Source organism: Pectobacterium hainanensis, from assembly GCF_046237015.1.
Lineage (GTDB): Bacteria > Pseudomonadota > Gammaproteobacteria > Enterobacterales > Enterobacteriaceae > JBJYIN01.
Genome location: NZ_JBJYIN010000005.1, coordinates 217,190 through 232,229 on the forward strand (window position 1 = coordinate 217,190; position 15,040 = coordinate 232,229).

Below are 15,040 nucleotides of genomic sequence, written 5' to 3' on the forward strand. Positions count from 1 at the left end.
GTTAATACAGCGGCGCTTTTCGCCAGTGTTTATTGGCTCACAATGGCAGAGGATGATATTGGATGGATAATCAACAAAAAGACGGCACGCTAAAGCGTGGATTAAAAAACCGTCATATCCAGTTGATTGCCTTGGGTGGTGCGGTAGGTACCGGGCTGTTTCTCGGTATCGCTCAAACCATCAAGATGGCTGGACCGTCAGTACTATTAGGCTATGCAATTGGTGGATTGATTGCTTTTCTGATCATGCGCCAACTTGGCGAAATGGTGGTAGAAGAGCCAGTAGCAGGTTCCTTTAGCCATTTCGCGTATAAATATTGGGGTAATTTTGCGGGTTTTGCCTCGGGCTGGAACTATTGGGTGCTGTATGTTCTGGTCGCGATGGCCGAACTGAGCGCCGTCGGCATTTACGTGCAGTACTGGTGGCCTGACATTCCAACTTGGGTTTCGGCTGCCGTCTTCTTTCTACTGATTAATGCGATTAACCTGGCGAACGTTAAAGTTTACGGCGAGATGGAGTTCTGGTTTGCCATCATCAAGGTTGCCGCCATTATTGGTATGATCGTCTTTGGCGGTTGGCTGCTGCTTAGCGGCACCGGCGGGCCAGAAGCGACCGTGACCAACCTCTGGGCTCAGGGTGGATTTTTCCCGAACGGGGTTTCCGGGTTAGTCATGGCAATGGCCGTGATCATGTTCTCATTTGGCGGGCTGGAACTGGTTGGGATTACCGCGGCTGAAGCAGACGAACCGGAGAAAAGCATTCCACGCGCCACCAATCAGGTCATCTATCGTATCCTGATTTTCTACATCGGTTCACTTGCTATCCTGTTATCACTCTATCCGTGGGGGAAAGTGGTCGAAGGGGGTAGCCCGTTCGTCTTAATCTTCCACGAACTGAACAGTAATGCAGTTGCGACAGTCTTAAACATCGTGGTACTGACCGCAGCCCTATCGGTTTATAACAGTTGCGTTTATTGCAATAGCCGTATGCTGTTTGGTTTAGCAAAGCAGGGAAATGGCCCAAAAGTATTGCAAACCGTTGATCGCCGTGGCGTACCTGTCGTGGCAATCGGCGTATCGGCGTTAGCTACCGCGCTATGTGTGCTGATTAACTATTTGATTCCGGGTAAGGCATTCGAATTACTGATGTCGCTGGTTGTTTCTGCGCTGGTCATCAACTGGGCCATGATTAGCCTGGCGCACCTGAAATTCCGGGAACAGAAAGATAAAGAAGGGGCGGTGACCCAGTTTAAAGCATTGATTTATCCGTTAGGTAACTACCTCTGCCTGCTCTTTTTGGCAGGCATTCTGGTCATCATGTATATGACGCCTGGAATCCAAATTTCCGTTTTATTAATTCCAGTCTGGTTGGTCATTTTGGGCATTGGCTATTTCTTCAAACGGAAGCGGCTAAGCCACTAACATTTAGTCGGATAACACCAGTAATGGCCGAGAATATCGGCCATTTTTCATTATCGTAGGTTGGATAAGAAGACTATACCAACGTGCCGTAGATCGTCAGAATGGCAACCACCACGACCAGCACCAGCGTCACTTTCTTCGCTAATGTCACCGCTGCTTTCGGCGTTTCTACCGGATCAATGTGAGGCTCTCTCGCCAAAGAAAATTGCGCCAATTGCGTTAGCACCCAATATTGGGAATTACGGGTATCGCACAGCGAAGAAAACCAGGCTGGCAGCGCCTTTTCGCCGTGTCCTAATAAAGCATAAGCCACACCAGCCAGACGTACTGGAATCCAATCGAGCCAATGCAGCAGCGAATCAACACCAGACTGCGCGCGCGCCAGCGGCGTATGGTGACGTGCCAGCCACGTCTGTCTGGCTCGTAAAAACGCATAACCCGCTAATGCTACCGGACCATAAGGCCCCGCGACGGCAAACCAAAATAACGGTGCCAGATAAAATCGAAAATTAACCCATAATAACGCGTTCTGTAACTCCCTCAGGCGCTCACTTTCCCCCGTTCCTACCGGTAAACCATGAATCAAAGCCAGTTCAGCCGCTAATTCCTGGCTAGCATCCTTTTCATTACGCTGCGCTGACTGAAGGTAACGACGATAATGCTGGCGAACTTCCCCTGCGCCGATGCACATCAAACTTAACGCGATCCACAGTAGGAGCAGAATAAGACCAAATAGCAGACCGCTCGACAGCCAAAGCAAAACGAACACGATCGCCATGCAACAAAACGTCAGAAACAAGGTTTGAAATAGAGAAGGAGAGGGTAAATGGCGAAACACCACTTCAAGGCGGTGGTCGACCTGCCAATGTTCACCTTGTTTAAATAATCGTTCCCATGCCAATACCAACAACAATGTAAATAAGGTCATCGTTTTATACTCCCTTTGTTCTCGCTCCAGCCTTCCTGAATCAGGCGATGATATTGGTTCCAATCAAAAGCCGGTCCGGGGTCGGTTTTACGCCCTGGTGCAATATGACTATGTCCGGTAATTCTTGACAGCGTAATGGGGTAAACATCAAGCAACATCTGGGTCAACGCAGCAAGTTGGTGGTATTGTTCTGCCGTAAAAGGTTGCGTATCGGTTCCTTCCAACTCGATACCAATTGAGAAATCATTACACCGTTCACGCCCCTCGAAACAAGAAACCCCGGCATGCCATGCCCGCTGGTCAAAGGAAACATATTGAATGATTTCCCCATCGCGGCGAATCAGGCAATGCGCAGAAACACGTAAATGACTGATATCAGAAAAATAAGGGTGGGCAGCAGGATCGAGCGAGGCCGTAAATAACTGATCAATATAAGGCCCGCCAAATTCACCGGGTGGCAGACTGATATTGTGGATCACCAACAACGAAGGCGCTTCATCTTCTGGGCGAAGGTCAAAATGGGGTGAAGGTATATGCTTTATCTCAGATAACCAGCCATTTTCCAAAAACATCGGCGGTAACCTCGCATTGTATCGTGCCGGGCTAAAGATAAGGTAAGGTGGGTTAACTTCAATTCGCTCGTCTACAGGGTAGCATGTTTCCCAACACCATATCTAACCAGTTGGATACAAAAAGATTTTGGCATGTTAGGCCTATAAGATACAGAACGAGCCCCGTTGCACACAGCATCATCAAATAAATGTAATCATATGATTTATAAAGACTATCCAGACTGGATGTCTGTATATAAACAAGGTAGCATATCTCCTCGCCCTCTTTCCCGGAGCCTTGTAATGCCAACACGCCGTTACAGTCAGGAACAACGCCAAACAGAGCTATTCGCACGTATTGAGCATGATATTCCCACCAGCGTCACGCTGGCTTTGTGTGAAGATCTCGGCGGCATCGTTGATGCCAATCAGGATATCACCGCTCATCTTCTTCCCGATGAAGCGCAAGCGCACGCTCGCATTATCACGCGCGAGGCTGGCGTTTTTTGTGGCAAACGCTGGCTGGAAGAAGTCTTTTTCCAATTGGGTAACACCGCCATAATTACCTGGCATGTCGCCGATGGCGATGCTATCAAACCTGATCAACTGCTATGTGAAATAACGGGGACAGCAAAACAACTGCTGACCGGTGAACGTACCGCGCTAAATTTTTTGCAAACACTATCCGGGGTTGCAACGGAAGTAAGCCACTACGTATCGTGTTTAAAAGGTACTCAAACTCGTTTGCTTGATACCAGAAAAACCATACCGGGCTTGCGTACCGCGCTAAAATACGCGGTTTCATGCGGAGGGGGCGACAATCATCGTTTGGGGCTAGCAGATGCGTTTTTGATCAAAGAAAACCATATTATTGCCGCCGGTTCTATCAGGCTGGCGGTAGAAAAAGCACAACAGCTGCGTAGCAACGTCCCCGTTGAAGTAGAAGTCGAGTCGCTTGACGAGCTACAACAAGCGTTAGATGCCGGAGCAGATATTGTTATGTTAGATAATTTCAGCCTGGAAAAGATACGCGAAGCGATCTTACTCGCCAAGGGGCTCGCACTGCTGGAAATATCGGGGAATGTCACCCTTGAAACATTACGTCATTACGCAGAGACCGGCGTGGATTACATTTCTGTGGGTGCATTAACCAAGCACATCCGGGCATTAGATCTCTCCATGCGTTTCCTTTAAGCTCCTCTTATCCGGCATCCATCCGGTTGCCGGGTTCTAACCTCCCCCCTTTCAACTAAAAAATTGCGTAGCCAATCGCGAAAATTTGAGAACAAATGGCAAACGTAAAAATCTTTTTCATCACTCGTTCCCGTTCAGCCTTAACGCTATCGCCGGTCCTGCGTTAACCCCCTATCCTCCTGATACAAACAACAACAGGGAAATGGGAAATGGTTCAACAACAGGGATTTACGTTAGTCGAATTGATGGTTGTCATTGCTATCATCGCCATACTCAGCGCGATTGGCGTGCCAGCCTATCAAGGCTATCTGCAAAAAGCGGCGATGACCGATATGCTGCAAAACATGGTGTCCTATAAAACCGCTATCGATTTATGCGGCCTGGAAAATGGTGCGTTCTCTACCTGTAATTCAGGTAATCAGGGGATACCCGGCACCAGAACTTCACGGTATGTCAGTGCGGTGACAGTGAATCAAGGTGTTATCACCCTGACCGGGCAATCAACCTTGCAAGGGTTGAATGTCATACTTACCCCTATTTGGGATACCACCACCAGTACCTCTCGCTGGACAAAAAACTGCGCCACAGACAGTCAGGCTGAAAGCTTGCAATCCGCCTGTCAGGACGTTTTCCGCTTTGATAATACGGCAGGGTGATGATGGCAAACTCCGACCATTTAATCAGCGAATTGCAGTTGCTGTGTCAGCGTTACCGCGCCTTGTTACTTGCACTGGATGAACAAACACTTTCTGTTGCAGTCAGTGTTTCTCCGTCAGCAGAGATGATCACCGCGCTGCGTTTCGCCAGTAATCGCAGAATCTTAATTGAACAATGGCCACAAGCAAAACTGGAACAGCGGCTTAATCCCACAAAAATGATTGAAGAACCGACAGCGGTTTATCCTACACAATCGGATAATGCGGCTAATGACGATGATTCCCCCGTTATCCAGTTTATTAATCAGACATTGCGAATGGCTATTCAACGCAGAGCCTCTGATATTCACTTTGAACCGTTATCGACGAATTATCGTATCCGACTCCGTATTGATGGAGTACTACAAGAAATATCCGCACCACCTGCAGAATTGACCATACGACTTACCGCCCGATTAAAAATCATGGGCAAACTCAACATCGCTGAGCGCCGTTTACCTCAGGATGGACAATTCACTCTGGTACTCGACAAACAGAGCTATTCATTACGCATTGCCACACTTCCAGTTCAACACGGAGAAAAAGTCGTGCTGCGGATTTTACAGACCTATCAACAGGAATGGGGGCTGGATACGCTGGGGATGTCAGAAAATGCGCTGGCTCAGTTTATCGATACCCTTCGCTCCCCGCAGGGCATGATTTTGGTCACGGGTCCGACGGGAAGTGGAAAGACAGTGACGCTCTACAGCGCCATCAAGTGGCTTAATGATGTCAGTCGCAATATTTGCAGCGTTGAAGATCCTATTGAAATCCCGCTATCCGGTATAAACCAGACGGCAATCAACCCAAAAGCCGACCTCGATTTCAGTCGGATACTACGCGCCCTACTGCGTCAGGATCCAGATGTCATCATGATTGGCGAAATCCGTGATGCTGAAACCGCAGAAATTGCGGTAAAAGCCGCACAGACAGGGCATCTGGTAATGTCTACATTGCATACCAACTCAGCCATAGAAACACTAAGCCGATTAACCCACCTCGGCATTCCCGGTTATCTGCTTGCCTCAGCCTTAAAACTGGTTATTGCACAACGGCTAGTCCGTCGCCTATGTCCGCACTGTAAAACCCAAAGTGAACCACTAGACCATTTCCCCGATGAAATATGGCGAGGTCCACTCAATCACTGGCAGGCTCAGGGATGTAGCCATTGTTTTTCCGGCTATTATGGCCGTATTGCCATACATGAATTGCTGATCATCACCCACGAATTCCAGCAGGCGCTGGTCAATAACGTCGATGAACGCCAGCTCGCTTCCTTATCACGTCACGCCGATTTCCCTACGCTATTTTCAGCGGGGTTATCACTGGTTAATGAGGGAACAACATCAATCGCCGAGTTGTATCGTGTTGTGGGCAACATCATTCCGGCTAAGGTGGACAAATAATGAAACCGGTCCGTTTATATTACTGGCAGGCAATCACACAGGAGGGCGAGTTAATTAAAGGGGAAATGATGCGTCAACATCGCCATCAAGCCTATACCGACCTCATTGCACAAGGGTATCAACCTTTATCCCTCAAAGTGGGGCAGTACTTATCACCACGCTATTGGAAAAATGAGCAACTCGGCGAAGTGGTCAAACAATTGGCGACACTATTACAGGCGGGTCTCCCCTTATTAGATGCACTCAAATTACTCTCAGAACAACATGAACGCCCAGGCTGGCGCTGTATTCTCAAAGAAATCGCGGTGCAACTCTCACAAGGGAAAGCATTCTCGGAAACGCTGGCCGAATATCCACACATCTTCCCTGTTGTCTACCGATCCTTGATTGCTGTCGGAGAACTTACCGGAAAACTCGATGAATGTTGCCTACAACTATCGCGTCAACAGGAAAAACAGAGCTACCTACAACGCAAAGTCATTAAAGCACTCCGCTATCCTTGTTTTGTATTGAGCGTGGCCTTGCTGGTCAGTACGCTAATGCTGACACTGGTGTTGCCCGAATTTGCCAGCCTATACGCCTCATTTGATACGCCACTCCCTTGGTTTACTCAGCGGCTTATTCAACTGGCAGACAGCGTTGCCGATTATGGTTTCCCAACCTCACTCTTGCTTATAACATCATTGATGATCTATGCCAGTCTGCGGCGCAACAGACTGATGTGGCAAGAAAGAGAACAGGCTTTTTTACTTAAGATCCCCGTTATTTCAGGGTTGATCCGAGGTAAATACCTGAATCAGATCTTCAATATCCTCGCGATGACACAATATGCTGGGCTCACCTTACCGGCAGGTCTGGATGCAGCCGCGACGATTCACCATCCACTTTATCGATCGGCCATACAACAAATACAGGAACAAATTCATCAGGGCATCACCCTGCATCAGGCAATACAGCCTTTTGTCAGAATGTTTCCAGCCCCAAGCCAACAGCTTATCCGCGTGGGTGAAGAAACAGGAGCCTTGGATACATTATTTGCTCAGTTGGCACAGTGGTACGAGAGAAAAACAGAGCAAGAAGCCGAAAATCTCACGCAAACACTGGAGCCGTTACTGATGATGATCGTCGGAGGAATGGTTGGGGCAATTGTGGTAGGGATGTACCTGCCCATATTTCAACTAGGAAATGTGTTGGCTGGTGGTTAACCCAGCCAACATAACAGAATGAATATTGATGGATGCGACAGATATTTTCTATCCGTTGAAAACTCGGTTTTCCTGTTCAGCAACACGGATAAACGTCGTACGTTTGGTCAGTTCTTTCAACCGAGAAGCACCGACATACGTACAGGCTGAGCGTAGTCCACCCATAATATCGCGGACCGTATTCTCTACCGGGCCACGAAGCGGTAGCTTAACGGTTTTTCCTTCTGCTGCACGGTATTCAGCAACACCACCGACATGTCTTTCCATTGCGGAAGCCGAACTCATACCATAAAACAACATCATCTTTTCGCCATTCTCTTCAACGACAGTTCCCTCACATTCATCATGTCCCGCCAACATTCCACCTAACATGACGAAATCAGCACCGCCGCCAAATGCCTTAGCAATATCGCCCGGTACGGAGCAACCACCGTCGCTGACAATCTGCCCTCCCAAACCATGAGCGGCATCAGCACATTCAATAACGGCAGACAGTTGCGGATAACCGACACCGGTTTTAACACGGGTAGTACAAACGGAACCGGGCCCAATCCCCACTTTCACAATATCTGCACCAGAAAGAATGAGTTCTTCAACCATTTCCCCGGTCACGACATTACCAGCACAAATCACTTTATCTGGAAAAGCATCACGTGCTTTTTGCAAGAAAGTGACAAAATGTTCGGAATAACCATTTGCGACATCAATACAAACGAACTTTAGCTCTGTAGATAACGCAATAATTTGCTTCAGCTTGGTGAAATCGGCTTCAGAGGTTCCCGTGGACACCATGACATGGCGCAATACGGCCGATGAAGAACGTTGCACAAACTGAGCCCATTGCTCGACAGAGTAATGTTTATGAACCGCAGTCAATACATCAAACGTCGCCAAGATCTCAGCCATGCGGAATGTTCCCACAGTATCCATATTGGCAGCGATAATTGGCACCCCGGACCACGCTTCCCCCGCATGAAGAAAGGTGAATTGACGTTCCAATTCAACCTCAGAACGACTTTTCAGGGTAGAACGTTTAGGGCGGATGAGGACATCTTTAAAGCCTAACTTTAAGTCTTCTTCGATACGCATGGAGGTTGGATTCCTGGTTAGTGGCGACAGCGGGCAAAAAAGTCTTCATTCAGTTATATACTGAATCATTAATGCCATTCCCAGTGACGTTATCATACGCACTAATAATCCTTCGGCAAGACTGCGAATTTACCTTTATTTGGGATAGAATCGATAAAATTTACCCATACATTTTCTCAGGACCTTCATAATCGGTATCATGACATATATCGTCGCTCTGACCGGTGGTATCGGCAGCGGGAAAAGCACTGTTGCCAATGAGTTCACAAAATTAGGGGTCCCCATCATTGATGCGGATGTCATTGCTCGTCAGGTCGTTGAACCTGATACCCCAGCGTTACAGGCGATCACATATCGATTTGGTGACAATATTCTCAATGCTGATGGCTCTCTCAATCGTTCAGCATTACGCCAGAAAATATTTTCTTCGCCTGAAGAAAAACGGTGGTTAAATAATCTGCTGCATCCATTGATTCATGCAGAAACGCTGCGACAGTTCCAGACAGCGGACGGGCCTTATCTGCTCTGGGTGGTACCATTATTGGTAGAGAACGGCTTGCAGCAAAAAGCTCAACGTGTTCTGGTCGTTGATGTCAGTCGGAATATACAGCTTGAACGCACGCTGGCCCGAGATGGAACGAGCCGGGAACAGGCAGAAAACATATTGGCAGCACAGGCGACTCGAGAGCAACGTCTGGCCTACGCCAACGATATTATTGATAACAATGGCAATCAGACACAGCTAGCTTCACGCGTTGCCGAACTGCATCGCCTTTACCTCAAGCTAGCTGCCTCTGATGCTGACAGGATTACTGAGAATGAGTGACGCGTCCTCAACCATTTTGTTTGAATATCCTTTAAACGAAAAAACACGTACCTGGCTACGCATCGAGTCGTTACTACAACAGTTGCATCAAAACTCTGCCTTGACTGACATGGGAAACGCTCTGACATTCTTTCGCTCTATTTCAGATTTGCTGGATGTATTAGAACGAGGCGATGTCCGTACAGAGCTACTAAAAGAGCTGGAGCGTCAGCAGCAGAAGTTACTACAGTGGAGCGATGTGCCCGGCGTTGATATGGAGCGCATTCACACGTTACGACGTCAGTTAAAAGATCAGTCCTCCGTACTCATGGCTGCCCCTCGGATGGGACAAATTCTGCGAGAAGACCGTCTGGTGAGTATGGTTCGCCAACGGCTGAATATTCCTGGAGGCTGCTGTAGCTTCGATTTACCAACGCTGCATATCTGGCTGCACCAGCCGCAGGAACAGCGTGAACACGTGGTATCCAATTGGCTCACATCATTATCGCCGTTGAAAAAATCGCTGGATATGGTGTTAGAACTCATTCGTCACTCTGGTACTTTTCGCCCACAGATTAGCCTAAATGGGTTCTTTCAGGATAATGCATCCGATGCTGACCTGCTGCGTTTGCGTGTCGAATTAGGGCTCCAGCTATATCCGCAAATATCCGGACATAAAACGCGTTATGCGATACGTTTTCTCTCTTTAGACAGCGAGAACGGTCAAATTCCTGCTCGCCTAACATTCGATTTGGCCTGCTGCTAACGCAACACGACCCTAGAAAAATTATCAGGATTAACATCAATGCCGTACAAGGGAATTTGTCAGGAGAACCCAAATGGATAATGAGATTACAACCGTACAATGTCCTACATGTAAAAAACTGGTAGTGTGGAATACGCAAAGCACTTATCGCCCTTTTTGCAGTAAGCGTTGTCAGCTTATTGATTTAGGGGAATGGGCTGACGAAGAGAAACGTATCCCTAGCGACGATATCGTTTCAGATAGTGAAGGTTGGAGCGATAACCAACAGCACTAAACGGCACGGTCAGATCGTTCTAGAATTCAGATACCGCATATATACCCAAAATAATTCAAGTTGCGTGAAGGCGGCAACCGCACGACAAATCGGTTTTAACCGATTTAAACAGCGCTAGCGCTGGCCCGCAGGGTGAGCTTCATTTATGAAGCTCATTAATCCCCAGGAGCTTACTCAGGTAAGTGATTCGGGTGACAAATCTGCTGGGAGCAGATTTGAACGCTGCTTGCAGCGGCCCCAACGGGGCGAGGCTCATGGATGAGCCGAGTAACGAGAGCAGCCAACGCACAAGCAGCTTGAAGTATGACGGGTATAAAACGGTATCTGAATTTGGCAAGGTCAATGGAGTGGAACCCATAACCCAATCGGTTAATTAGCTTTTAGCCAACGGATCATTTCTGCATTCGCTGGCGGAAATTCATCCTCTTCCAGTTCATTGACCGTCAACCAACGTGAGGCCTGCCCCTCACGTCCATAGGGCTCACCCTGCCACTGTTCTACAAGAAAAAAGTGCAACGTAATCACTCGTTCTGTTGTAGAGAATGTTTTTTTATCCAGAAACGTTGCGCTCTGAACTTCAATCCCAGTCTCTTCGCGCAACTCCCGCGCCAATGCTTCCTCCGGTGTCTCACCGGGCTCAACTTTGCCGCCAGGAAATTCCCACATACCAGCCATGTGAACGCCACCAGGGCGACGAGCGATAAAAAACTGTTGTTCAGCGTTGCGAATAATCCCCACCGCAACCGATAACTGTCTCTGCACCATGATCATTCCTATCAAGCAAAAGGCGGCCAATGACCGCCTTTTCATTATGATTCAATTCAACGTATTCGTAATTACTGTAAACGACCGTGGCATTGCTTATACTTTTTACCAGAACCGCACGGACATGGATCGTTACGACCTATTTTACGATCGGCGTGGACAGGCATTCCCGTATTCAGGTTCGTCTCTTCCTGATGGCTCAATTGCTGCTGGCGAGCCAGACGTTCGGCCTCTTCACGGCGCTGCTGCTCTAGCGCTTCAATCTCTTCTGGCATACGTACCTGAACTTTGCTCAGCGTACTAATCACTTCATACTTCAGCGATTCCAGCATCGCAGCAAACATTGAGAATGACTCACGCTTATATTCCTGCTTAGGATCCTTCTGAGCATAGCCTCGCAGATGGATGCCTTGCCGTAAATAGTCCATGGCCGCCAAATGCTCTTTCCACAGAGAATCCAGCGTTTGCAACATCACACCTTTCTCAAAGTTGCGCATCACTTCTACGCCGACAATCTCTTCTTTACGCTGATACACTTCAATCGCTTGTTGGAAAATACGTTCTCGCAACGTCTCTTCATGAAGCTCTGGCTCTTTATCCAGCCACGCTTTAATCGGCATATCCAGATCAAAGTCATTTTTCAGACGCTGTTCCAGCCCTTCTGTATCCCACATTTCTTCCAGAGATTCCGGTGGAATATAGCTATCGATGGTAACCTTGAATACATCTTCCCGAATACTATTAATCGTTTCACTGATATCGGAAACATCCAACAATTCATTACGTTGGGTATAAATAGCACGACGTTGATCGTTAGCAACATCGTCATATTCCAGCAGTTGCTTACGGATATCAAAGTTACGGCTTTCCACCTTCCGCTGAGCGTTAGCAATCGCTTTTGTCACCCATGGATGCTCAATCGCCTCGCCCGGTTTCATACCCAGCTTGCGCATCATATTAGACACCCGATCAGAAGCAAAAATACGCATCAGCGCATCTTCCATTGACAGGTAGAATCGGGAAGAACCGGCATCGCCCTGACGACCAGAACGACCACGTAGCTGGTTATCAATACGACGAGATTCGTGACGCTCCGTACCAATAATGTGCAGACCACCGGCGGCCAGCACGGCATCATGGCGTTCTTGCCATGCCGCCTTGATCGCGGCGATTTGATCTTCATCAGGCGCATCCAGATGTGCTACTTCCGCCTGCCAGCTCCCGCCTAACACGATATCCGTACCACGACCGGCCATGTTGGTCGCGATGGTTACCGCTCCCGTTTGACCAGCCTGTGCAACAATGTCCGCTTCCATAGCATGGAATTTGGCGTTCAAAACATTATGCTTGATGCCCGCTTTTTCCAATGCATGAGAAACAACCTCTGATTTTTCAATAGAGATCGTACCAACCAAGACCGGCTGGCCTTTTTGGGTGCGGTCTTTGATGTCTTCGATAATGGCATCAATCTTTTCTTGCTCTGTCATATAGACCAGATCGGGGAGGTCTTTACGAATCATTGGACGGTTGGTCGGCACAACAATCGTATCTAGCTTATAAATAGAGCTAAACTCAAATGCTTCCGTGTCCGCCGTACCGGTCATCCCTGCCAGTTTTTCATACAGTCGGAAATAATTCTGGAAAGTAATGGAAGCCAGCGTCTGGTTTTCATTCTGAATCGTCACGTGCTCTTTCGCTTCCACCGCCTGATGAAGACCATCAGACCAGCGGCGTCCTTGCATGGTACGGCCCGTGTGTTCATCAACGATGATAACTTCACCATCTTTAACGATGTAGTCCACATCGCGAGTAAACAACACATGCGCCCGTAATGCGGCCGTTACGTGATGCATCAGCATAATGTTAGCCGGAGAGTACAGGGACTCCCCTTCTTCCATAATCCCTTCCCTAACCAGCAGCTCTTCCACCAGCACCAAACCACGTTCGGTCAGGTTAACCTGGCGAGCCTTCTCATCAACAGAGAAATGGCCTTCGCCGTGGAAAGTGTCTGAATCTTCTTTTTCCTGACGAATCAGATGAGGAATGATGGTATTGACCCGAGTATAGAGTTCAGAGCTATCTTCAGCAGGACCGGAAATAATCAGTGGCGTACGGGCTTCATCAATAAGAATGGAGTCAACTTCATCCACCAAGGCGTAATAGAGTTTACGTTGTACACGCTCTTCTGGGCTGAACGCCATATTGTCGCGCAGGTAGTCAAAACCATACTCATTGTTCGTACCATAGGTAATATCTGCGGCATAGGCTTCACGCTTAGCCGGGGCAGGCATGTTAGGTAGGTTAATGCCCACACTCAAACCAAGGAACTCGAACAAAGGGCGGTTATTTTCAGCATCACGCTGTGCCAGATAGTCATTCACTGTCACCACATGCACGCCACGCCCCGTCAGCGCATTGAGATAAGCAGGCAGCGTTGCAGTCAGCGTTTTCCCTTCACCCGTACGCATTTCTGCAATACAGCGTTCGTTCAACACCATACCGCCGATAAGCTGTACGTCAAAGTGACGCATGCCAAAGACGCGCTTACTGGATTCGCGAACCACGGCAAATGCTTCCGGTAATAAGTTTTCTAATGTTTCGCCTTTTTCCAGACGGGCACGAAACTCAAGCGTTTTCGCTTTCAGTTCCTCATCCGAAAGTTTTTCCATTTCAGGTTCAAGGCGATTAATCACGTCTACATTCTTGCGCATACGGCGCAAAGTACGATCGTTACGACTACCAAAGATTTTAGTTAGAATATTCAAGGCCATAATAATTTCGATCTCACAAACGCCACTTTTCCAGCGGCGGCAAAACTTAAGATTGCTGGGAAAAAACCCAACAGCTGTTAATTATTAATAATAACGTTTTCAGCTTATAAAGTCGGGCCAGCACGAATGCCTTGTGTTTGAGCAAGCCAGAGCCCTGGCTGGTGGAACGTTGAGGAAGGAAAGGAAATAGGCCCTATTGGGTTTACGGTGAATGGGCGTTTTTCTTCACGCGTTAACAGTGCATTGAGTGTATCAATTAGCATCAGCGAGTGAGGCTGAAGCTCATCATTCTGCTGGGAATGGATTTGTTGCGGTGTCGTCAGCGCAAAAGACAAGTGACGAATAACGGTACGAATGGCATGCTGGTGCCAATAATCCACACCAAATGACGAACGACGGTGCGCTTCTTTCAGAGCCACCAGATCGGTAAGGTTGAGCGATACACTATTTTGGCGGCTAACACTTGATGTGGAATTCGGCAACGAAGCAACATCTTGCGCTTCATTCAGACTTGCAGGCAAACCGAGACTCGCCGCGACCATCCCTAACAAAAGATGCGGCCAGAAATAACGTCTGCCAAATTGTCGCCAACGATTTAGAATACCAATCACAAGTTTAACGTCCGTCGGAGCCTGATTTATGCGTGATAGTCGCCCACAATCACTAGAGTCATTATTTGATAGCGCGTCAGGTACGAGCACGGGTCCACTGCATGATGTGCAGCAACGGGCTATCGCGTTATTAAAACTTAACCGCGCGGTACGCGGATTACTTCCAGCACCGCTACATCCGTGGTGCCGCGTAGCAAATTATCGCCAAGGACTGTTAATTCTGGAAACCGCCAACGCAAACTGGTTGATGCGACTACGCTATGAACAGCCCGCTTTGCTCTCTGCATTACGCGCCCAAATATTACCATCATTAGCTTCAATCGACATCAGGATTAATCCATCGCTCGCCGCAAAAGGGTATGAAACGCTGAAAAATAACGACAAACCTTTGAGCAACGAAAGCGAAAGCAAACCGTTACGTCAGTTGAGTCAACAAAGCGCGGAAACATTGAGGGAATTGGCTGACCACAGCCCGGAAAAACTCAGCAAGATATTAGAACGACTGGCTTCGCTGGCCGGAGAGAGTACCAGTAAAACCAGTCGTAATAAGAAGTGACTA

Annotated in this window: 15 protein-coding genes; 9 read left to right on the forward strand and 6 right to left on the reverse strand. The window is 48.1% G+C overall.

All coding sequences use genetic code 11. From position 1 onward, the window contains the following. Positions 1-62: 62 nt before the first annotated feature. Entirely contained in the window at positions 63-1,421 is a 1,359-nt protein-coding gene (locus ACKPVM_RS07165) for an amino acid permease (RefSeq protein ID WP_409308144.1), read from the forward strand. A 73-nt stretch (positions 1,422-1,494) separates the two neighbouring features. Here the strand turns inward: ACKPVM_RS07165 and ampE are convergent, their stop codons facing one another. After that, entirely contained in the window at positions 1,495-2,349 is an 855-nt protein-coding gene (gene ampE / locus ACKPVM_RS07170) for a beta-lactamase regulator AmpE (protein ID WP_409308146.1), read from the reverse strand. Next, positions 2,346-2,921: a 1,6-anhydro-N-acetylmuramyl-L-alanine amidase AmpD gene (gene ampD, locus ACKPVM_RS07175; RefSeq protein ID WP_409308147.1), complete on the reverse strand. Its 576-nt coding sequence runs from the start codon at positions 2,919-2,921 to the stop codon at positions 2,346-2,348. Before ampD ends, ampE begins: the two co-directional genes overlap by 4 nt. Positions 2,922-3,203: 282 nt before the next feature. Here ampD and nadC point away from each other — a divergent pair, with 282 nt between their 5' ends. From nadC to hofC, 4 genes are all read left to right on the forward strand, one after another. Continuing rightward, the gene (gene nadC / locus ACKPVM_RS07180) at positions 3,204-4,094 is read left to right on the forward strand and encodes a carboxylating nicotinate-nucleotide diphosphorylase (RefSeq protein ID WP_409308149.1); all 891 of its coding nucleotides are present in this window, start codon (positions 3,204-3,206) and stop codon (positions 4,092-4,094) included. Positions 4,095-4,303: 209 nt separating this feature from the next. Next, entirely contained in the window at positions 4,304-4,750 is a 447-nt protein-coding gene (gene ppdD, locus ACKPVM_RS07185; RefSeq protein WP_409308151.1) for a prepilin peptidase-dependent pilin, read from the forward strand. Further along, the gene (gene gspE, locus ACKPVM_RS07190; RefSeq protein WP_409308152.1) at positions 4,750-6,195 is read left to right on the forward strand and encodes a type II secretion system protein GspE; all 1,446 of its coding nucleotides are present in this window, start codon (positions 4,750-4,752) and stop codon (positions 6,193-6,195) included. Before ppdD ends, gspE begins: the two co-directional genes overlap by 1 nt. Next, positions 6,195-7,400, forward strand: coding sequence for a protein transport protein HofC (gene hofC / locus ACKPVM_RS07195; RefSeq protein WP_409308154.1), 1,206 nt, complete (start codon positions 6,195-6,197; stop codon positions 7,398-7,400). Before gspE ends, hofC begins: the two co-directional genes overlap by 1 nt. 48 nt (positions 7,401-7,448) lie before the next feature. Here hofC and ACKPVM_RS07200 read toward each other — a convergent pair whose 3' ends face one another. Then, positions 7,449-8,489, reverse strand: a complete 1,041-nt coding sequence (locus tag ACKPVM_RS07200) for a GMP reductase (protein WP_409308155.1) — start codon at positions 8,487-8,489, stop codon at positions 7,449-7,451. Between the two features lie 199 nt (positions 8,490-8,688). Here ACKPVM_RS07200 and coaE point away from each other — a divergent pair, with 199 nt between their 5' ends. The 3 genes from coaE to yacG all read left to right on the forward strand — a co-directional run bounded on the left by coaE (position 8,689) and on the right by yacG (position 10,334). Continuing rightward, positions 8,689-9,315: a dephospho-CoA kinase gene (gene coaE, locus ACKPVM_RS07205; RefSeq protein WP_409308157.1), complete on the forward strand. Its 627-nt coding sequence runs from the start codon at positions 8,689-8,691 to the stop codon at positions 9,313-9,315. After that, positions 9,308-10,060: a cell division protein ZapD gene (zapD, locus tag ACKPVM_RS07210; RefSeq protein ID WP_409308159.1), complete on the forward strand. Its 753-nt coding sequence runs from the start codon at positions 9,308-9,310 to the stop codon at positions 10,058-10,060. The genes coaE and zapD overlap by 8 nt, the downstream gene beginning before the upstream one ends. A gap of 73 nt (positions 10,061-10,133) precedes the next feature. Continuing rightward, a complete protein-coding gene (gene yacG / locus ACKPVM_RS07215; RefSeq protein ID WP_409308161.1) occupies positions 10,134-10,334 on the forward strand; it encodes a DNA gyrase inhibitor YacG in 201 nt (66 codons plus the stop codon). A gap of 369 nt (positions 10,335-10,703) precedes the next feature. Here yacG and mutT read toward each other — a convergent pair whose 3' ends face one another. The 3 genes from mutT to secM all read right to left on the reverse strand — a co-directional run bounded on the left by mutT (position 10,704) and on the right by secM (position 14,481). Continuing rightward, positions 10,704-11,099: an 8-oxo-dGTP diphosphatase MutT gene (gene mutT / locus ACKPVM_RS07220; RefSeq protein WP_409308162.1), complete on the reverse strand. Its 396-nt coding sequence runs from the start codon at positions 11,097-11,099 to the stop codon at positions 10,704-10,706. A gap of 71 nt (positions 11,100-11,170) precedes the next feature. Further along, complete coding sequence (gene secA, locus ACKPVM_RS07225) at positions 11,171-13,870, reverse strand: preprotein translocase subunit SecA (RefSeq protein WP_409308164.1); 2,700 nt, start codon at positions 13,868-13,870, stop codon at positions 11,171-11,173. A 104-nt stretch (positions 13,871-13,974) separates the two neighbouring features. Then, on the reverse strand, positions 13,975-14,481 hold the full coding sequence (gene secM / locus ACKPVM_RS07230; protein ID WP_409308166.1) for a secA translation cis-regulator SecM: 507 nt from the start codon (positions 14,479-14,481) through the stop codon (positions 13,975-13,977). Positions 14,482-14,509: 28 nt separating this feature from the next. On the opposite strand from secM, the gene ACKPVM_RS07235 reads away from it, so the two are divergent. Next, entirely contained in the window at positions 14,510-15,037 is a 528-nt protein-coding gene (locus tag ACKPVM_RS07235) for a DUF721 domain-containing protein (RefSeq protein ID WP_409308168.1), read from the forward strand. Positions 15,038-15,040 lie beyond the last annotated feature (3 nt).